The organism is Longimicrobiales bacterium (assembly GCA_028823235.1).
Classification (GTDB): domain Bacteria; phylum Gemmatimonadota; class Gemmatimonadetes; order Longimicrobiales; family Gaopeijiaceae; genus UBA2589.
Genome location: JAPKBW010000001.1, coordinates 211,327 through 232,282 on the forward strand (window position 1 = coordinate 211,327; position 20,956 = coordinate 232,282).

The following is a 20,956-nucleotide window of genomic DNA, read 5'->3' on the forward strand; positions in this document are numbered from 1 at the left end:
TGCGAAACAGTAGGTCCTCCTGAAACTCCCTCCCGGAGCCCACCATCTTTTCTCTGCGATCGTCGTCCATCACGCTCGTGATCCTTCTCGCGGCTGCGTCCTTCGGGTGTTCTGAAGGGAACAAGGGTCTCTCTCTTGAGCAGGCACTCGATAGCCTGAACGTCGATGCGTTTCTGGAGAGAATGGCCACGCTCTCCAGCGACGAGATGGCCGGACGCCGCCCCGGCACCGCCGGCTTCGATTCCGCCGCAGCTTATGTCGTCCGCGAGGCCCGGGCGCTAGGGCTCCAGCCCGGCGGGGTAGATGGGACGTATCTGCAGCCCATCCTCTTCCGCAAGTCCGAGACAGACCTGGCCGCCGCAGCGTTTTCGGTGGGAGGAGATGCGCTCGAACTGGGCCATGACTTCTCGGTGTCGCCGCGCATCAGCGGCACGGAAACCGACCTCGAGGCACCGATGGTCTTCGCGGGCTTTGGGATCAGCGCGCCGGACCTCGGATACGATGACTTCGAGGGAATCGACGTGGAGGGCAAGCTCGTAGTGGTAATCAGTGGTGCGCCAGATTCTTTCGGCTCTCTGGAGCGTACTGTTCTTTCCGCGAGCAAAGTCCGCGACGCGGAGCTGAGGGCGAGAGGAGCGGTCGGTGTCGTCGTGGTCCAGCCCGACGGTGCCCGCCTTTCCTCTCGAGCCGGCACTGGGTTCGTGGTGCCTGACACCGAGATCGACCTGGAGCCGGGTGGTGAAGAGCTCGGCGCCTCGCTGGTGGTCCGACGCAGCCTCGTAGCAGGGTGGATGGGGGGCGCGGGACAGGACATCGAGTCGGTGCACGCTCGGATCCTTGCCGGGGAGCCCAGCTCCTTCGACCTGAGCGCCATGGTTCGATTGAGGGCTCGGTTCATACATGAGTCATTCGAAAGCGCCAACGTGGCGGCCCTGCTCCCGGGGTCTGACCCGAAGCTCAAAGATGAGTACCTGGTCGTGACTGCCCACCTCGACCACCTGGGCATCGGTTCGCCCGTGAGCGGGGACTCGACCTACAACGGGACCCTGGACAACGCATCGGGCTCAGCGGCGATCCTCACGCTGGCGTCGGCGCTCAGCCAGATGGAGCCGCCCCGCCGGTCGGTGCTCTTCCTCTGGGTCACCGCGGAAGAGTTGGGAATGCTCGGCTCCGAGTACTTCACGCGGTTTCCGACAGTGGCTCCCGGACGGATCGTAGCGAATCAAAATATCGACGGGGTCATGGGCATGATCGCCGCGGCTTCAGACGTTCTCGCCTTCGGATACGAGCACTCCAACCTCTCGGATGCCGTCGACTTTGCAGTGGCCCGAACAGGCACCCCCGTCAGTCCAGACCCTACTCCTGAAGAGAACTTGTTCATACGGAGCGACCAGTACGCTTTCGTCCGTGAGGGCATTCCAGCCATCTGGGTGCAAGCCGCACGAAGCAGTGTCGATCCCGCCATCGATGCACAGGCGGAACTCGACCAGTGGATCGTCGACCGGTACCACAAGCCCATCGATGACAATCAACAACCCAAGGACCTCGACGGGGTCAGGGCCGAACTTCGGTCCAATCTTCTGGTCACCTACCACATTGCGAACGAGATGGAGGCCATTCAATGGGATGAGAACAGCTTTCTGTACCGGCTAAGCCACCCACGCTGATGAGCCACTCGCACAAGTGATACCCAGCCTTGCCACAATTTTCTCGGGGCCCTTCGCGCCGCAAACAATTCGGTCAAAAGGTCTGAGCGCTAGACCCATCCAGTCCCTTGATTGACCCTTGCCGGCCTCTGAAAACGCCGGCTACTCTGATGTTCTCCCTTCCGGGCTCGGCACGCCTTCGCGGTCGACGCTCGAGTACCTCTCTCTGTAGAGAATCGCCGCGTGAGTATTTTCCGTATTCGTAGTCCTTGGATCGCTCTGGCTGTAGTTGCCACAGCCCTCTCGTTGGGCGCCCCCACCCCCGCATCGGGCCAAGTGGATGAAGCGCTCTTCCAGTCGATGAGCTATCGCAATATCGGCCCCTTCCGTGGCGGTCGGGTGACGACGGTCACAGGTGTTCCAAACGACACCTACACGTTCTATATGGGTGCAACCGGTGGGGGGGTGTGGAAGACGACGGACGCGGGAACTTCCTGGCAGAACATCTCAGACGGTTTCTTCAATACAGCCGGCATCGGTGATATCGTCGTGGCCCCGTCGGATCCGAACGTGATCTACGTGGGCACAGGAGAATCCCCGGTCCGGGGCGTAAAGACGTCCCATGGGGACGGCATCTATAAGTCTACCGATGCGGGCGCGACCTGGGCTCACGTCGGGCTCGAGGCCACGCGACACGTCGGGGCCATGTGGGTGCACCCTGAGAACCCCGACGTGATCTACGTTGGAGCTCAGGGTAATCCGTGGGGGCCGAACGAGGAGCGAGGCATGTATCGCTCGACGGACGGCGGCGAGAGCTGGGAGCGAATCCTCTACGTCAGCGAGGATGCCGGAATCGTCGATCTCTCGGTGAGCGCAGAGAACCCTCGCTTCATGATGGCGACCTCATGGGATTTCCGACGCCGCCCGTGGGTCGTGAAGAGCGGAGGCCCGGGTTCAGGAGTGTGGAAGACGATGGACGGAGGCGACACATGGCGCGAAATCGACGCCGGCCTGCCGGAGCTGAAAGGCAAGATCGGGGTCTCCATCTCCCCGGCCGACCACAACGTCGTTTACCTCGCGATCGAGGCCGTCCCGGGAGAAGGTGGCGTGTACCGATCGGACGACGGGGGAGAGTCGTTTCGGCACGTATCGGACGACGCCACGACGTATGCCCGTGCTTGGTACTACATGCACATCATCGCGGACCCTCAGGATCCGGACGAAGTGTGGGTGCTGAATTCTGGAGCGATGAAGTCCATCGACGGTGGACAGAGCTTCGCTCGGACGCCGGATAGCCACGTTGACCACCATGACCTCTGGATCAATCCGGAAGACACGGACGTCATGATCAACGGAAACGACGGCGGTGCGTCGGTGACGTTCAACGGGGGCAACACCTGGTCGACCCTCATGAATCAGCCGACGGCTCAGATGTACCGGGTGATGACCGACAACATCTTCCCGTACAAGGTCTACTCGGGACAGCAGGACGCGAGTGGAATCGTCACCGAGAGTCGTACCTTGGGGGGCGGAATCGGCGAACACCATTGGCAGACGATCCGCTCGGGCGAGTCGGCCACCGTGGGTCTCGATCCTGAGAACCCACGCTTCGTCTACAGCACCTTCTTCGCGTCCTTCCTGGGCGAGTGGGATGCCGAGACGCGGAACTACCGCATGGTGCGTCCCTATCCGGAACGCGTGACCGGAGAGCAGCCGAAGAATCTCAAATACCGCGCGAACTGGAACGGACCGGTCTACGTCTCGACGCACGATCCTGACGTGATCTACTACGGCTCCCAGTACCTCATGAAGTCCACCGATCGAGGGAATACGTGGGAGGTATTGAGCGAGGACCTTACCCGTAACGAAGTCGAGAAACAGGGCGAAGGTGGGTACCCGATCTCGAACGAGCAGATCACTGCGGAGAGCTACAACAACGTCTTCAATATCGAAGAGTCACTCATTCAGGAAGGCCTGATCTGGATCGGCTCTGATGACGGGCTCGTCCATGTGACCCGAGATGGAGGCGTGACGATCGAGAACGTGACGCCCGAGGGCGTGCCGGAGAGCATCATCAACGTGGTAGAGCCCTCGCCGCACGATCCGGCCAAGGCGTACTTCGCCGCAGCCGGCTTCAAGATGAACGACTTCACACCCTATCTCTTTCGGACGAACGACTACGGGCGGACGTGGGAGAAGATCGTAAATGGGATCCCTGAAAACACCTTCGCTCGGTCGATCCGTGAAGACCCCGACCGCGAAGGCCTCCTCTACACGGGGACCGAGAACGGCTTATTCGTCTCCTTCGACGACGGGGTGAATTGGCAGCCCTTCGATCTTAATCTTCCCGAAGTCCCGATTACCGACCTCAGGATCCGCCAGCAGGACCTGGTCGTCGCCACACAGGGACGTTCTCTGTGGATTCTCGATGATCTGACGCCGCTGCATCAAATCTCTGACGCGGTCGCGTCTGCCGGCATGCACCTGTATGACCCTCGTGACCCCTACCGGACGATCGCGAGCGGCTACTACGCCGAAGGTGGGCCTGGCGAGAACCCTCCGGCCGGGCTCCAGGTCAATTATGTCCTAGGCGATGCCGTGGCGTCGGACGTACCCATGTCAATGGAGATTCTCGATTCAGCTGGCCGAGTCGTCTTCGCAGACCACGCGCCGGACGAGCGACCGGACTGTGAGGCTTCGCCTCGCCCTCGGAGGCTCCGCCGGAGCGCCGGAGCGAATCGATGGAGTTGGGACATGAGCATAGGTCGCTTCGCCTGCATTGAAGAGATTACCAATACGTCTCGGAACCTGTCGGCATATCCGGCGACACCCGGCCGATATACTGCGCGGCTGACGGTCGGCGCCGAGGTTCAGAGCCAAGACTTCAAGATTCTCATCGATCCTCGCCTGGTTGGAATCGCCGCCGACCCGGTGGCAGAGTACGAGGAACTCGACCGCATCTCCGCGTCGATCTTCGAAAGCGCACAGGCCATGGAGCGAGGCGTCATGGCGCTACAGCGTGCGCTCGGCCAGGTAGAGTTCGCACTTGGCATCGCAGAATCTGGGGCCGTCGTGGAGGGAGGCGTCGCGCTGTCGGCGACAATCGACGGATGGGTCGAGAAGATTCTTCAGAAGCGTCTCGAGACGAGTCAGAACAACTACATGTTCGAGGCCCGACTCCTCATGAAGTACAAAGACTTCCTCGGGCGAATCGGCGGTGCAAACATCCCGGTCACAGTCGGTGTTCGTGACGTGACGCGGGACTATCAGGCCGAGTGGGCCGAGCACGAAGCCGAGCTTCAGCGCATCCTGGCCGAAGACATACCAACGTACAATCAGATTCTCCGAGCGGCCGGACTGCCCGAGATCTACCTGCCCCGCCCCGTGACTTGAGGATCGCACGAGAGTCTGTTCCTTCACGCCCTCCCGAGGCTAGCCCTCTTGAGGCCCCGAGCGGGACGCACTCACGACCCATCCGGGCGCTGAAGCAGATCCGCCATCGGGTACACCTGTCCGTTCGTTACGACGAAGCGGACATCCCGGACCGCGCGAATGTCCTCCAGCGGGTTGCTTCCGAATACGACGAGGTCGGCGAGCATACCCGGCCGCACAGCGCCGAATTCCGCCCCGTAGCCCATAGCCTCGGCGGGGATAGACGTCGTCGCTCGCATCACGTCCACGGGATCCATTCCGCCGTAGCGCGTGAGTACCTCCATTTCTGCGACCAGCGACAGTCCGGGAGGACCGAAGTCGGTGCCTACAACGACCACACCTCCCTGCTCGACGACCCTGCGCGCCAAAGATCCCATTTCGCTCACCATGCGCCGCACGGTCTCGGGGTCGCCCCCGCGGCGGCCTCGGCCCGTGCTCGCCGGAAACGCTTCGAGTCGCGGGTCCTGGAGGAGGGACGGGTCATCTCCGGCGAGCAGTCCGAATCCGCCATACAGTCCCACGGTCGGTGTAATCGACATCCTCGAGCGGGCGAGTAGCTCAACGACGTCCTGATAACTCCGATTTAGCTCCGACACTTTCGTCGAGTACCCTCGACGACTTGTTCCGCGCACGTGCTCGACGCCGTCGGCACCGTAGGCCACCCCCGGGTAGAGTTCGTGCGACGTCACAGACATCCCGAGCGCATGGGCCTCTGAGATGACACGACGCTGCACTGCATCGGGAAGCCGCACATATGTCTTCACGAGATCGTACTCGAGCGCCGCTGCTCGCTGCATCTCGAGTTCCACCTGCCCAATCGCGCCCATCGACGCTCCACCGCCATAGTAGATGCGGCTGCCGTCCATCGAGTTCCCGGTCGCGAAAATGCGGGGTCCGATGCGACGGCCCGACTCGATCGACTCCTTCGCCTCGGTCATGTCGTATGGGTCGGCCGACACCCGGCGGATGGTGGTCACGCCGTAGGACAGCCAGTTCCTGCCAATGGACTCGCCCTCGCCGAGTCCGCCGTGGGTGTGCATTTCGATGAGGCCGGGTGAGAGCACGCCGTCCGACGCATCGACGACTCGCTCCTCGTCATGCAGAGCCGGGTCATGCGGCCCCACGCGGACGATCCGATTGCCCTCGACGACCACATCGACATTGCGCTCGAGCTGGGCCGAAACTCCATCGAAGAGCGCTCCGGCATGAATGACCGTCCTGTCCTGCGGGACCGTTCGCGTCCAAGTAAGCGGCACCAGGATATCCTCGATGCTGCCGCTTTCCAGCCAGACACGTCGGAGGCGATCGGTTGTGAGGTACACGATCGAGTGAGAGTCGCCGGCCCAGGAGAGATCCGACGTCGTCTCGTTGTTCAGGCGTTGTGGCGGGCCCAGTGGGTCGCCCGCGTGTGTCACAGGCATCACCCAGAGGACGCCGTTTGAAACGTATGCGAGCCGGTCGCCATCCGGAGACCACAGCGGTCCGTCTGTGGAGCGTGTCCCAACTGACTGGTTCGGGAGGAAATCCAGCCAGCGCTCGTTCGCCTGGCGCGGCAGAGCGAAAAAATCGTCCGGAGCGTCGTCGCTGTCCTCTTCGGCCGCGGGCCGGGCGATCCGAATGAGGAGCGCCTTGTTGACGCCCTCACGGAAACGGCTCGAATACGTCCAGAGTGCGGACACCCCGATCTGGGTCCCGTCGGGAGACCAAGTCGGACGCCCGGGATTGTTGAGGCCGCTACGCACAGTACGTGCTACTCCAGACTCGACCGAGGCGACGCGGAGGCCAGTCTCGCTACCGGTCCCGCCCGTGTAGGCGATCTCGGCCCCATCCGGTGACCACACAGGGCCGCTGCCACCGTCCTGGGTGAGTTGGCGTGCGCGCCCCGTCTCCACGTCGTGGATCCAGACGTCGACGGCACCCCCACGGTCAGTCCCGAAGGCGAGACTTTGTCCATCTGGCGACCACATGGGATCGACCTCAACCCATGGGTCGTCAGTCACCCGCTCCGGCTCACCACCGATCGGCATGATCCAGAGGTCGCCGAGCGCAGTGAACGCGACACGCGTGCCGTCTGGGGACACCGAGGGTGACAGGATGCCGCGGACCGGCGCTGGTCCAGACGCCTCAAAATTCCTCAACGTCTTGCGATAGGCGGGCCGCTCGAGCGTGACCGTCGCGCTGAACGGCACATCAACAGAAGTCCCGCCGGACGTGGGGCGTGCACGCACATTCCCGTCGGCCGTATAGAGCAGATGTCCGTCCGCACGCCAGGAAGGCCGGAACGGGAAGACGTCCTCATCCTGATCACTGACGACGGATCCTCCGGTAGCGCCTCCCGATGCAGCTACGATGTGTAGCGAGCTGCTCCCGTAAGTCTGACTGCTGTACGCGATGCGGGTGCCGTCGGGGCTCCAGGACGGAGCGAAGCCGTCCGCGGCGCCGAGGTCGACGATGCGTTCCACGCCCCCCTCCCCCGATCGAACCCAGAGCCCCGCCTCACTTCCGTCCGTCACGTACGCGATGCGGCCGTCGGGGCCATACGCTGGCCCGTACTCGTTGCCACCGCCTTCGGTGATCCGCCGTACCTCTCGGCGAACGCTCGATACTTCCCAGAGGTCGTACGTGCCCGCCCGGTCCGAGGAGAACGCGACACGAGATCCGTCCGGTGACCAGTGAGGCTCACGGTCATCAAACGGACCGGAAGTCAGACGCGAGAGACCCGTGCCATCAGCGCCGACGACCCAGATGTCGTAGTCGCCATCCCAGTAGGCCTGAAACGCGATCCACTGCCCGTCCGGCGACCACGTCGGCTGCCGCGCATCACCGAACGGATCAGTGAGCGCAGTCGCCTCACCACCATTCGCCGGCAGCGTCCAGATCCGCCCCAGCGCGTCGATGGCGAGCGTGCTTCCATCGGGTGAAAGCGCCGCCGCCATGTTCGTGCCTTCACGAATCGTGACTTCAAAGCCGACCTGGCGTGGTGCATGTGGGACCAGCCCAAGGAGTCCGAGCGCTGAGATGAGCGCGACGCACGCTCTGGTGGAGGTCCGGACGGTCATGAAATGCCTCGTGGCTGGTGGCTTCAGTGAGTCATGTCAGCGCCCGACCGGCTGGCCGATCAGGCGAGAAGGGTCTGCACCCGGCTTCGGCACGTACTTGTCGATCCATGGGCCGCCGAACTGCGCCACATAGAGGTTGCCCTCGGAATCCACGCTCATCTGGTGTGGAAGCGAGAAGCCTCCGCAGGCTCCCGAGTGGTCGATATCGAGCCCTGCGTCCGCGATCGCCGCATCATCCGAACAGGTGAATCCGGGTCGACCGAGTGACGATGCTTCACCGTACGTGCCGAAGTAGTCCAGCAACCGTCCGTCCATATCGTATTTCAGAATCCGGTTCAGCGTCGCATCGAGCACCCAGACGAAGTCGTTGACGTCGACCATGATGGCGACCGGATCCCAGATGTCCGGCCACTCGTCGAGTAGCGTTCCGTCTTCCGTAAAGATCTGAATCCGGTGGTTCCTGCGATCCGACACGTAGATCCGGTTCTCCCTGTCCACGGCGACGCCATGGATTAGATCGAACTGCCCAGGGCCGCTTCCCACCGAGCCAAACTCCGACTGCAGTTCACCCTCTGCGTTGTAGCGTACGATGCGACCGTTCTCGTAGCCGTCACCCAGCAAAAAGTCGCCATTCGGGAGGAAGGCGAGCACCGAATTTTGCCCGAAGTCCAGAGGGCCAGGGTTCGGGTTCTCGCGTGGGGTTGGCCCACCCTCGCTCGGGATCAGATTCGGATCCTCCATGCGCAGTAGTAACTCGCTGCCGTCATTGCTGAATTTGAGGATCGACTCGTGAACACCATTCCCGCCTCTCTCGTCCACCCAGATAGCACGCTCGGGATCGTATGGGTTGATGTAGACCTGATGAGGACGATTGAAGAGTGAGTCCCACTGTGCCCAGTTCTCGGTGATGTTCCCGTCGCGATCAACCGCGACCAGGAAATTCCTGCTACGCTCGTTCTCAAAGCCCTCCTGGGGCTGCCTGTGCTGATCTCCCCACATTACGACCAGGACGCGATCGGGCGTGTCAGGCCAAGCACCTGCAGCGGACCCCCAAGTCCAGGTCGAGTCGTGATCCGGCGCCGGCTTCCACCATCCGGGGACTACGTCATAGGGACCACTCCGGTCGTCTCCGCCTTTGGCGGTCGCACCCAGTCGACCGACGGGCGCGGCGTTTTCGCACGCTATGGCCCCCGCGGCGACAACCAGAGTCATTACTAGGGCGATGCGCTCAAACTTCATGTTTCCTCGCGGGGTGCACGACACGGGTCGGCGGCGGCACCAACGTGGCGCTCCGGTAAGAGCGAACTTGCCGGACACGAATGCGGGAGGCCAGAGCGAGCCTCCGATCTGCGCCGACGATCGGGTCGGGTGGATTCCGCTACCACCCAAACTGTCGATTTACTCTTTCGAAAAGGCCACCTCGCGCAGGTACCGCGCTTCCGACTCGCCCGCCTAGCCGCCCGGCAGGCTCTCGACCAGATCAAGCATCCGCTTTACGTGGTCCGCGGTGGGCAGACGTCCACGTCCGCCGCCAAGGTTGTCCACCATGTGCTCCGGGTCGCCCGTTCCCGGCGCGGCCAGGGTCACCGCCGGATTGGCCACCACGAACTTGAGCATGAACTGCGCCCACGTATGGGCGTCGAACTCGCTCGCCCAGTCGGGTAGTTCGCGGTCTCCGATACGTCCCCACATCCGGCTGCGACCGAACGGCAGGTATACGATGACGCCAATCCCTCGGTCCAGCGCCAGCGGAAGGATCTCTTCCTCGGCCTGCCGATTGTCGATGGCGTAGTCGATTCCGATAAAGTCGATCGGATACTCTCGCATGACCCGGGCGAGTGCTCCGTATTGACCCGCGCTCGTGGTAGTTATGCCCGTGTACCGAATGCGCCCGGACTCCTTGTACTCCTGGAGTACGCCGAGTTGCGTGGGCGGATCGCCCATGTTGTGGACCTGATTCAGGTCGATGACAGGAACTCTCATCCGGTCAAACGAACGCTCGATCTGAGCCCGGACATCGGCCTCATCCACAGAGCCACCGCCACGTCCTGCGACGTTCACCTTGGTCGCCCAGAATAGATCTTCGGCGAAGCCGTCTTCCTCACCCCACTGGCCCGCGTACTCCTCTGATCCACCACCGCCGTATCCGGCGGCACTATCGAAGACCCGCCCCGCACCCTCGGCATCCTTTGCGAGTTCGTGGAGGACCGACCGGTGACCGGTGAGTTCTTCCGCAGTCGAGTTCGTCGAAATCCAGCGACCTCCCAGTCCGATCACAGGTACCTGTTCGCCCGTTGATGGAATCCCGCGCGTGCGGACCGCGCCGGACTGAAGCGCCGCAAGGAGCCGTGGGTTCAGGGAGAGCGCTGCGCCGGCGCCGGCGGTGAGACGAAGCCAATCGCGTCTTGAGACCATGCTATTCCTCATCATTTGGAAGATCGACGGACAGATTGGGGTTTATTTCCTGACGTGACAACACCCGGTGCGCCTCATGCGGCAGCGCCGCACGGTTCGTACCTTGGCTGCCCTTGAGATTTGCGATCACACCGGCTTGGGGTGCCTCGGTCATGAGAATCGGTACTGTTTCCGCGTTCGCCTCGGTCGCGCTCGCGACCGCCCTCGTCTCGTGCGAACCAGGGGGCGACTCCGCAGCCGACATCATCCTCGACGAGGACGACATCGGTGGCGTCGTCACCAGCCCTGCGGGGCCGGAAGCCGGCGTGTGGGTGATCGCAGAAACGGATGACCTCGATACGCGGTTCGCCCGGATCGTCCTGACGGATGATCAGGGCCGATACCTCGTTCCGGACCTCCCGGAGGCCAACTATCGGATCTGGGTACGGGGTTACGGACTGGTCGACTCGCAGCCGGTCCCGGGAACGCGCGGCGAGCTAATGAATTTGACGGCGTCGGTCGCTCGGGACGCTGCGGCCGCAGCCCAGGTGTATCCGGCCGCCTACTGGTATTCCATGATGGGGCTCCCCACCGAGGACGAGGTAGCCGAGCTCGACGGTGGACTCAACGAGTACCTGATGTGGGTGAAGAACATGGGATGCGTGGGCTGCCACCAGCTGGGCAACGAAGCGACCCGGACCCTTCCCTCCTCGCTCGCGGGCATGGAGTCGTCGGAGGAGGCATGGTGGCGGCGCATCTCGTCCGGACAGGCTGGCCAGAACATGTTCGGAATCGCCAACCGCCTCGAGGGGCTCCCCATCAAGTACATGGCGGAATGGACCGACCGAGTCGCCGCTGGTGAGCTTCCTGCGCACGCGCCCGAACGGCCCTCCGGCGTGGAGAGAAACGTTGTGGCGACCGTGCGTGACTGGTCCAGTCCTCAGTTCTACATGCATGATCTCTCGGGAACGGACCGGCGTGACCCAACGGTGAACGGCTACGGCAAACTATACGGCGCTCCCGAACTCAGTACGGACGAGATGCCGATCTTGGACCCGGTCGCGAACACATCGTCTGTCTACGACCTGCCGGTCCGGGACGAAAATACGCCAACGACGAACGAGGCGTCCGTGCTGGCACCCTCTCACTACTGGGGCGACGAGCGGATCTGGGACAGCCAAGCGAACGCCCACAACCCGATGCTTGATCAGGACGGAAGGGTCTGGCTGACCGCGCGGGTCCGTGGCCCTCAGAATCCTGACTTCTGTCGGGAGGGGTCGAACCACCCGTCCGCCATGCTCTATCCGAAGGACATGACGGGTCGCCAGCTCGCCGTGTACGATCCGTCGACGGGCGAGTATTCCTTCGTGGACACGTGCTTCAGCACCCATCATCTCCAGTTCGCGTACGGCGATGACAATATCCTCTGGACGAGCGGCGGCGGTGACGTCGTAGGGTGGCTCGACACCAATCGCTTCCTGCAGACCGGAGACGCCGAAGCGTCCCAAGGCTGGGCGCCTCTCATCCTCGACACCAACGGAAACGGGGAGCAGGACGCCTGGACCGAGCCCGGTGACCGCATGGACCCGGCGCTAGACCAGCGCATCCCCAATGGCTTCTACGCGGTCATGCCCGAGCCTCGAGGCAATGCCATCTGGGGATCCAATGCCTTCCGTTACCCGGGATCGATCACGAGGCTGCTGCCCGGACCCAATCCGCCACAAACGTCGCTTGCCGAGGTCTACACCCCACCCTTACCGGGCTTCGGAATACGAGGTGCGGACATCGACAAAAACGGCGTCGTCTGGGCCTCGCTGGGGAGCGGCCACCTCGGCGAGTTCGATCGCAGCAAGTGTGAGGGGCCACTGAATGGACCGAACGCCACCGGAGACCACTGCCCCGAAGGCTGGACGCTCCACGACCTGCCGGGTCCGGGCTTCGCTGATCTCCCGGAGTACAGTGTCGAATCCAGTTATTACACCTGGGTGGACCAGCACAACTCATTGGGCCTCGGAGAAGACGTCCCTATCGCCACCGGAAATCTATTCGATGGCGTTCACGCCCTCGTCGACGACGAGTTCGTTACGCTCCGTGTCCCGTATCCGATGGGCTTCTACACCAAGGGATTCGAAGGCCGAATCGATGACCCCGGTGCCGGGTGGAAGGGCCGGGGCCTGTGGGTCCCGGAGGGGGGGCGCACACCCTGGCTGAAAGAAAATGGGCAGGGCTCGAAGCCCATTGTGGTGCAATTCCAAGTGAGGCCACATCCGCTGGCGCGTTAGGCCATCGACAGGGACTAAAAGTCGCTCCTCCTAGGCCGAGACCAGCGCCCTAGCTAGGGTCTCAAAATGACCTCGCATCAGGGAAGACCTCCGCCACGCGAGTGCCTTGTTCAATTCGGAACAGGTGCGCCGAATCGAACAAGGCACAGACCGTCACCGCGGTGGTGACCGGCATTCACTGTCATGACCAGAAGCACCGTGATCCCAACTCCCGCCCCAGCCATCTGAACGAGCGTGGCGAGGCTCGTCGCACGCATAGCCCCTAGGTCACAGGCACCTGCAGAATCACATATCGCCAGCGCCTGAGCTCGCAGACAATGGCCATCGGCGAGCAGAATAACATCTTCGCCCTTCAGGTCACCGAGGTCAGACTCCATTGCGACCATAGCGAGATCCAGCTCACCAGCCTCAACCATGGCGGTCGGGTGGTTCGTTCTTCTCGCAGTAGCCGCCTGAGCCCAGGTAAGCACGACCGGATCAACGGCATGATCTGTGCGAGCACGTGGGGAGGCGACCGCGGAATGACCCCTATTCGGATCGTGCCACGCAGCGAGTCCTGCATGGTCTGGGCGGTAGCGATGATCTGGTCCACATTCGCCGCGACCCGACACGCGAGTTCAATCACTCGCACACCCGCCGCAGTCGCGATCACACCCTTGGACGTTCGTTCGAACAGAGCGACTCCGATGGACGGCTTCGGAGCAAACTCAAACGCTAATTATGCCTCACTCAACCATCAGTAATTTGACGTAATATCTCAATTCGCGGACAATTATCGAACGTCGAGATCATTCAACGCACCACGATCAGGAAGACCCATGGACGAACATGCTGGCGAGACCGCAGGCAAATGCCCCGTCATGCACGATGCCGACATACACACGACCGCAGAGGGTACGTCGAACCGCGGCTGGTGGCCGAATCAGCTGGACCTCGCGGTTCTCCACCAGAACTCTCCCGTGTCCGACCCCATGGGCAACGCGTTCAACTACGCGGATGAATTTAAGAAGCTCGACATCGAGGTCCTCAAGAAGGACCTTTTCGAGCTGATGACTACATCGCAGGCGTGGTGGCCGGCCGATTACGGTCACTATGGACCTCTCTTCATTCGGATGTCCTGGCACAGCGCTGGCACCTACCGCACCGGAGACGGCCGCGGTGGCGCGTCCTCGGGGACCCAACGCTTCGCGCCTCTCAATAGCTGGCCCGATAACGGAAACCTCGACAAGGCGCGCCGGCTGCTCTGGCCGATCAAGCAGAAGTACGGCAGCAAGATCTCTTGGGCCGACCTCATGATATTCGCGGGCGACTGCGCCCTGGAGTCGATGGGGTTCAAGCCCTTCGGGTTCGCTGGTGGACGTGAGGACATCTGGGAACCCGAGGCAGACATCTATTGGGGAGCCGAGACTGAGTGGCTCGGTGACAAGAGATATTCTGGTGAGCGTGACCTGGAGAACCCTCTCGCTGCCGTTCAGATGGGGCTGATCTACGTGAACCCGGAGGGGCCGAACGGAGAACCGAGCCCTGTCGCTTCCGGGCGCGATATTCGTGAGACATTCGGGCGCATGGCCATGAACGACGAAGAGACCGTCGCACTCATCGCCGGCGGACACACGTTCGGTAAGTGCCACGGCGCTGGCGATGCCGCGCTCGTCGGCGCAGAGCCCGAAGGCGCCGGCATTGAAGAGCAGGGCCTCGGCTGGAAAAACAGCTTTGGCAGCGGCGTGGGCGTCGATGCGATCACCAGCGGAATCGAGGGCGCGTGGACTCCGACGCCGACCCAGTGGGATCACAGCTACCTGGACACCCTGTTCGGCTACGAGTGGACTCTCGTGAAGAGTCCCGCCGGAGCCTGGCAGTGGATTCCGACCGACCCTGCCGCAGCGCAGGCGGTACCAGATGCACACGATCCGTCGAAGCGGCACGCACCCATCATGACCACCGCGGACCTCGCGCTTCGGTTAGACCCGATCTACGAGCCGATTGCCCGGCGCTTCCATGAGAACCCAGAGCAGTTGGCGGACGCGTTCGCTCGGGCCTGGTTCAAGCTGACACACCGCGACATGGGTCCTCGCACCCGCTACCTCGGAGCCCTCGCTCCGGCTGAGGAACTCATTTGGCAGGATCCGATCCCCGCGGTCGATCATGAACTGATTGACTCGAAGGACATCGCCACGCTCAAGGCGCAGATCCTTGCTTCGGGGCTTTCAGTCTCTCAGCTCGTCTCGACCGCCTGGGCGTCGGCAGCCACGTTCCGCGGATCAGACAAGCGGGGTGGAGCGAACGGTGGGCGACTCCGCCTCGCGCCGCAGAGGGACTGGGAAGTCAACCAGCCCGGCCAGCTGGCGAACGTGCTGGAGGCCCTCGAGGCAATCCAGACGGCGTTCAATGATGCTCAATCCCGAGGAACGAAGGTTTCGCTCGCCGACACGATTGTCCTGGCTGGCTGCGGGGCCGTGGAAAAAGCCGCGCAGAATGCCGGGTACGAGGTGGATATTCCCTTCAAGCCCGGGCGCATGGATGCATCGCAGGAGCACACTGACGTGGAGTCGGCAGCCGTACTCGAACCGATCGCAGACGGCTTCCGTAACTACCTGAAAGCCAAGTACACCGTGTCTGCGGAAGAGCTGCTGGTCGATCGAGCGCAACTCATGACGCTGACGGCACCAGAGATGACGGTGCTCGTTGGTGGTATGCGCGTCTTGAACACGAACGTCGATCAGTCGCCGCACGGTGTCTTCACCGAGCGTCCAGAGACGCTTACCAACGATTTCTTTGTGAACCTGCTGGATGTGAGCACAACGTGGGCTGCGGCATCGGACGCCGAAGACGTGTTCGAGGGGAGCGATCGTGCGACAGGGGCCAAGAAGTGGACTGGCACCCGCGTGGATCTCATCTTCGGATCGAACTCCCAGCTACGGGCGATCGCAGAGGTCTACGGATGTGACGACGGGCAAGGTGCCCTTGTGCGTGACTTCGTCGCCGCCTGGGACAAGGTGATGAACCTCGACCGCTTCGATCTGGGGTAGCCTTAGGGGAATACGGATCAGCCGCATTCGGTCCGGCTTCGCTCTAATCAGTCATGTGAGCAGCAACGAGGGTGTCGTTTCGAGTCTTGGAAACGCCACCCTTTGCTGTGCCTGCAACGGTTCGCCTAGCCGCGTGCGCCCTTCAGGTCCAGCCGCCTCGCCGGGGCATTGACGTAAAGTGGCTCGAGCAGCGTGTCCGCCATTCGGTCCCGTCCATTCAGGATGTGCTTTCACCCAGTCGACACAGTCCCGTGCCGACTCGCACATGACCTCAAGAACGGCATCGTGTCTCGAGCAGCGTGTCGTACACCTGGTCGTGGCGATCGTACAGCACATCTTTGTGAGCGTCCTTCGTCGCAGAAACGGCAAGCCCAGCGAAGCGCACCACTACCTGCCCCGACCAGGTCTCCCACTCTCGAGCCGCGTCGTGGGGGTAGCTGCTGTAATGATTTCCGTCGGGTCTGCTGCCGACGAGCTGTCCGACTAAGTCGTCCGGGAGCTACTCGCCCGTCCTAACTTCTTGGGTGGGGCCACGCTCCCCCATCGTCATCTTAAGCGGTTGGTGCGGGAGGAACTATCGGATCGCCGAAGGGGTGTCAGTCCCCATGCCGTCTCCTAGCTCGACCGTATTGCTCACCGGTGCCACCGGCTTCGTCGGTCGAAATGTGCACGACGCGCTTGTCGAGGCCGGGTGGAGGGTCCGTTGCGCCACACGCACGGTTGCGGCGGCTAAGGCGCGATGGCCAAGCCGGGAGTGGGTCACGCTCTCAGTATCGGACCCGAACTCGGTCCGGGCTGCCCTCGCAGGCTGCGATGCGGCCATCTATCTAATTCACGGCATGGCAACCCACGGAGAAGACTTTCGCCAGGCCGAGGTCCGGCACGCCCGGACATTCGCGGCCGAGGCCGAAGCCGCTGGCCTCAACCGCATTGTCTACTTGGGTGGCGTAGCAGCGCCGAGTGAAGAGGCGTCGGAACACCTACTCAGTCGTGAAGAGGTGGGCGAAGCCCTCCGTGCCGGGGCCGTTCCCACGGTGGAGTTGCGGGCGAGCATGATCGTCGGAGAAGGCAGTCTGAGCTGGCTGATCGTGCGGGATCTGGCCGCACGTCTACCGCTCATGATTCTGCCAAGTTGGTTGACATCGCGGACCGAACCAGTCGCCATCGAGGACGTCGTGGTAGCCGTCGTACAATCGGCCAAGATGGAGATCTCAGGCAGTGCGTGGTTCGACGTACCCGGACCCGAGGTTCTTTCAGGCCGTGAGATCCTGGAACGCACCGCGACGGCACTCGGCGTCCGAGCGCCGGTGATGATCCAGGTGCCCTTTCTTTCTCCCGGTCTTTCCTCTCACTGGGTGCGGTTCGTGACGAGAGCCGACTGGTCTGTGGCTCGCGAAATCGTCGTCGGCCTGAAGACAGACCTGATCGCCCGGGACAATCTCTTTTGGAATCGTATCGGCCATAAAGCCCCGCTCACCTTTGACGAAGCGGCTCGCAAGGCCCTCGATGCCGAGGCGAAAAGTCCACAAATTCTAGGCTTTTGGGGCACTGTAGAGCGGGTACTAGTTCAACTGAGCAGGCTCTCCGGGCCCCAAAGAACGCAGCCAGTCACGACGTCGAATCGAAACACATCCGCCGATCGACGCGCGATCGTATACGTGCTGCTTTGGGCCATCGGTGCGGGGCTCTCGACCCGCTTCGGCATCTGGCTCGCCTTGGGGACGACTGCCGCAATGCTTGGAGTCACGGCAGCCAGGCTGGAAGGGACCAACGTTCTTGGCCATGGCCGGCACGCAGGGCTTTGGCCGATCGGGATATTGGGTGGGATCGTCATGGCGATTGGCACCACTCTTCTTTACGAGCCGGTCACGAGCACATTCCCCATGCTGAAGGCCGATGTAGAGGTACTATATGCGATATTCCGAGGCCCGGGCTTCCTCGCTACGATCGTCTTGATCCCCGTAGTCGTGACCTTCGAAGAGCTCGTTTGGCGTGGCGCAGTCCAGGGTGCTCTATCCCGGCATATGTCCTGGCTGCCCGCGGCTGCAGCCTGCGCGGTCATCTACGCGCTGGCCCACGCCCCAACGGGATCCCCAGCACTGGTTCTCGCCTGTATCGGTGCTGGCTTTTGCTGGAGTATACTAAGGGCTCGAACCGACAGTCTGCCTGCGGTACTCGCCGCGCATCTGGTGTGGGATTTCGCGGTGCTGGTCTTTTACCAACTCACACCGATGAGCTGACACCCGCCGAAAATGTGCCGCCCGGGCGTGTAATCTTCATCCATTCAGCACCCGACCTACAACAGCACGGAACGTCGTCATGGTCGCTGTCCAGCGCACGCTTTCCGCGTCTATTCCTGCTGTTCTGTACTTCGGAAGGGCATAGCCGAGTTCCGAAACCGGGATACCGATTGCGCAGAAAGACATGTCCGGCGGTGGACTCACAGCGGGCATCGACTTTGCTCACGAGACTGCTGCAATTCAGCACGACAAGCGCACTGAGGATCCCAAAGGTGAAGGGCGCGGCTGCAAGCTCAACGAGCGTGAAGCTTGCCCAGATAATGCGAATCCACAATCCGGGTCATCACGCCGTCGCGGAGTGGCAAAACGTCCTCGGCTTTGAGTAAGTCGCGTCCGATATCTCTTCAGCTCTCGATGAACTGCACCGCGGTCCGAATGAGCCAAGCGAGACCCAGGGGGTTCTCCTGACGGATCAACGTCGGAGTTGGTGTCGCAATCGACGATCCTGCCCACAGCCATCATCAGGACCAATAAAGCTTGGCTGGCAACGGCCGGATACGAGCCGCGGCGCTTAACTTGACGTGTGCGCTACGTCCTCGACGGACTGCGTTCCAGGACCTGGCACCCCCCGAGCGTCCGGTTGAGATCGGCTGGTTCGACACCACACCCTACGGCGAGAGCCCACCGGGCTTCGGGGGTGGGACTTGGACGGCTTGGCCATTCTTCGAAAGCGGAATGGTTGTGGTGTCGAGCATGAACGAAGGGTTGTTCATCCTGAGGCCGCAGAGGCCTGTGACCTAGGAACGAGTGAGCGTCGCGCCCAGAGCTGGGGTCAGCCCGGCCAACTCACCATCGAGCATCCATCGTCACCACTTTTCCGCCCTTCATCACCCAAACGACCCGTTCCATTACTGAGATGTCGTCCAGAGGATTTCCCGGGACGGCGATGAGATCTGCGAACTTGCCCGACTCCACGCTTCCTACCCTGTCCTGCCACCCGATGATCGTGGCATTGACGCTCGTTGCCGAGGTTATGACGTCCATCGCGCTCTGGCCGTTCTCGACTCGAAGCTGGAACTCCCTGGCGTTGTCTCCGTGCTCGAAAACACCTGCGTCCGTGCCAAAGCCGACGGTCAAGCCTGCCTCCATCGCTCGTCGAAAGGTGGCGTTTCGGTAACGCATCATCTCGGTCGATCGGTCAATCTGTTCCTGCGGAATCCCAAGCGCTGCTCCGTTCCGGGGGACGATCACACCAACATACAATGTTGGCACGTAGTACGTGAAATCGCTGTCGAGCAGCATGGCGAGTCCCTCTTCGTCCATCATCGATCCATGATCGACCGTCCGCACTCCGGCCCGGACCGAAGCCTTGATTCCCTCTGCGCCGTGCGCGTGAGAGGCCACGAACTTGCCCCATCGACCAGCCTCTACAACCGCGACCGCAAGCTCCTCATCAGAGTACTGCTGCGCACCGGGTGAAATACCCTGCGAGAGAACCGCGCCAGTGGCGAGTACTTTGATAAAATCCGCACCGTTCTTCAGGTTCGTCCGTACGACCTTACGGACCTCGGCAGGTCCGTCGGCCAAGTTCTGAGCCGTGGGTACGTCGACGTAGATCGAGAACTGACGAGCGTCTCCTGCTCCCCCAGTCGCCGACACATAGTTGCCGGCCACGAGCATGCGGGGGCCAGGGAGGACTCCCTCGTCGATCACATCGCGCAGATCGACGTCTGTGAACGCCCACGCGGGGCCCATGTCCCGCACCGTAGTGAAACCGGCCAGGAGAGTGGTGCGCGCGTTCGCCGCCCCATGAAGGGCAGCTTGAGGCGGTGTGGTGGTAACCAGGACCTCTTCCCAGTAAGACTCGACCGCATCCGTCAGATGGGTATGGAGATCGATCAGTCCCGGGAGAAGTGTGACATCACCCAATTCGACCGTCCGAGCCACGTCTGCATTCCTGGCGTCGTCCCCAATGGCAGTGATGACCTCACCTTCGACCAGCACGGCCCCCGGCTCATGAAGGTTCCCGAGTCCATCGATCAATCGATCGGCGGTCACCAGCACCGTCCCTCCCTCTTGGGCAAAGACTGGTGTGCTGATGAGCGCAACGGCGACGAGTGCGGCGCTGAGCAAACGACCCAGAGCAACGAGCTGCGACAATCCAATCACGATGTGACTCTCCTTATAAGACCGGAACTCCCACAACAGGCACATGTGGAGGAAGATCGTCAAGGTAGGCTGGCCGCTCACATGCGCTGCGGAGCGAAGGCGCTCGCGGCCCCTGCTCCAAAGGGACTTCGATCGGACCGGATGAATCGTCTCTTCGTCGGGACAGTCGTGAGTTTTGCTTTTGGACGATTGCCCAAATTCGAAAGGGCGTCTCCAGCGCTCAGGAGAGCTTGGATACAGGCGCACTAGGATCAGATCATCACGGAGTTCGCATGCAGGAGCGAGCGCTAATGCACCCGCCTCGGAGGTGCCGAGGAATCGGTATACTCTCTGAGCAAACTGCGTGGCGCACTGGAGAACGTGTGAGGGGTACGTCCAGACGCCGCGCCATCAGATGATGAGCGGGCCACGTCGTGACTTCGACTCTGAGAGGATTCAGCATCGTATGACCGGAAAGAAACGAGGCGGGCACCAGCCCTCGTCGAAAGGCTTCAGGCCGGGGAAGGAACCCGCGCATCTCAAGAAGCAGCGAGCGAAGGCTCAGCTCGGGAAGAACCCATCGTGGGCTCAGAAACATGCGGTGAACGCGATCGCGGGCCGCAGTCCTCAGGAGGTGCGCGCGATGGTGCAGGCGTGGAGCCGGACGTTGATCGCCGGTGCCCTGCTCCTGGCGATCGGCGGCGTCTTCCTCTACGGCTGGGCAGT

Annotated in this window: 13 protein-coding genes; 7 read left to right on the plus strand and 6 right to left on the minus strand. The window is 62.3% G+C overall.

Annotation, left to right across the window (positions count from 1 at the left end):
• Nucleotides 1–77: 77 nt before the first annotated feature.
• Together OSA81_00830 and OSA81_00835 are read left to right on the plus strand one after the other, a co-directional pair.
• The gene (locus OSA81_00830) at nt 78–1,667 is read left to right on the plus strand and encodes a M28 family peptidase (protein ID MDE0897536.1); all 1,590 of its coding nucleotides are present in this window, start codon (nt 78–80) and stop codon (nt 1,665–1,667) included.
• Between the two features lie 222 nt (nt 1,668–1,889).
• Complete coding sequence (locus OSA81_00835; protein ID MDE0897537.1) at nt 1,890–5,039, plus strand: hypothetical protein; 3,150 nt, start codon at nt 1,890–1,892, stop codon at nt 5,037–5,039.
• Nucleotides 5,040–5,110: 71 nt separating this feature from the next.
• Here the strand turns inward: OSA81_00835 and OSA81_00840 are convergent, their stop codons facing one another.
• The 4 genes from OSA81_00840 to OSA81_00855 all read right to left on the minus strand — a co-directional run bounded on the left by OSA81_00840 (nt 5,111) and on the right by OSA81_00855 (nt 10,706).
• Nucleotides 5,111–8,137, minus strand: coding sequence for an amidohydrolase family protein (locus OSA81_00840; protein ID MDE0897538.1), 3,027 nt, complete (start codon nt 8,135–8,137; stop codon nt 5,111–5,113).
• Nucleotides 8,138–8,173: 36 nt separating this feature from the next.
• A complete protein-coding gene (locus tag OSA81_00845; protein ID MDE0897539.1) occupies nt 8,174–9,376 on the minus strand; it encodes a hypothetical protein in 1,203 nt (400 codons plus the stop codon).
• A gap of 213 nt (nt 9,377–9,589) precedes the next feature.
• On the minus strand, nt 9,590–10,552 hold the full coding sequence (locus tag OSA81_00850) for an aldo/keto reductase (protein ID MDE0897540.1): 963 nt from the start codon (nt 10,550–10,552) through the stop codon (nt 9,590–9,592).
• Nucleotide 10,553: 1 nt separating this feature from the next.
• Nucleotides 10,554–10,706, minus strand: coding sequence for a hypothetical protein (locus OSA81_00855; protein MDE0897541.1), 153 nt, complete (start codon nt 10,704–10,706; stop codon nt 10,554–10,556).
• Between OSA81_00855 and OSA81_00860 the strand changes: the two genes are divergently transcribed.
• Entirely contained in the window at nt 10,705–12,813 is a 2,109-nt protein-coding gene (locus OSA81_00860; protein MDE0897542.1) for a carboxypeptidase-like regulatory domain-containing protein, read from the plus strand. The two genes, OSA81_00855 and OSA81_00860, sit on opposite strands and share 2 nt — an antisense overlap.
• Before the next feature lie 110 nt (nt 12,814–12,923).
• Here the strand turns inward: OSA81_00860 and OSA81_00865 are convergent, their stop codons facing one another.
• On the minus strand, nt 12,924–13,283 hold the full coding sequence (locus OSA81_00865) for a LysR substrate-binding domain-containing protein (protein ID MDE0897543.1): 360 nt from the start codon (nt 13,281–13,283) through the stop codon (nt 12,924–12,926).
• 348 nt (nt 13,284–13,631) lie between these two features.
• On the opposite strand from OSA81_00865, the gene katG reads away from it, so the two are divergent.
• The 3 genes from katG to OSA81_00880 all read left to right on the plus strand — a co-directional run bounded on the left by katG (nt 13,632) and on the right by OSA81_00880 (nt 18,082).
• Entirely contained in the window at nt 13,632–15,842 is a 2,211-nt protein-coding gene (katG, locus tag OSA81_00870; protein ID MDE0897544.1) for a catalase/peroxidase HPI, read from the plus strand.
• A gap of 265 nt (nt 15,843–16,107) precedes the next feature.
• Nucleotides 16,108–16,329, plus strand: a complete 222-nt coding sequence (locus OSA81_00875; protein MDE0897545.1) for a hypothetical protein — start codon at nt 16,108–16,110, stop codon at nt 16,327–16,329.
• A 118-nt stretch (nt 16,330–16,447) separates the two neighbouring features.
• The gene (locus tag OSA81_00880) at nt 16,448–18,082 is read left to right on the plus strand and encodes an NAD(P)H-binding protein (protein ID MDE0897546.1); all 1,635 of its coding nucleotides are present in this window, start codon (nt 16,448–16,450) and stop codon (nt 18,080–18,082) included.
• A gap of 846 nt (nt 18,083–18,928) precedes the next feature.
• On the opposite strand, the gene OSA81_00885 is transcribed toward OSA81_00880, so the two are convergent.
• Nucleotides 18,929–20,314: an amidohydrolase family protein gene (locus OSA81_00885; GenBank protein ID MDE0897547.1), complete on the minus strand. Its 1,386-nt coding sequence runs from the start codon at nt 20,312–20,314 to the stop codon at nt 18,929–18,931.
• Nucleotides 20,315–20,594: 280 nt separating this feature from the next.
• Here OSA81_00885 and OSA81_00890 point away from each other — a divergent pair.
• The coding region (locus OSA81_00890) for a hypothetical protein (GenBank protein MDE0897548.1) at nt 20,595–20,956 on the plus strand (362 nt) is incomplete at its 3' end.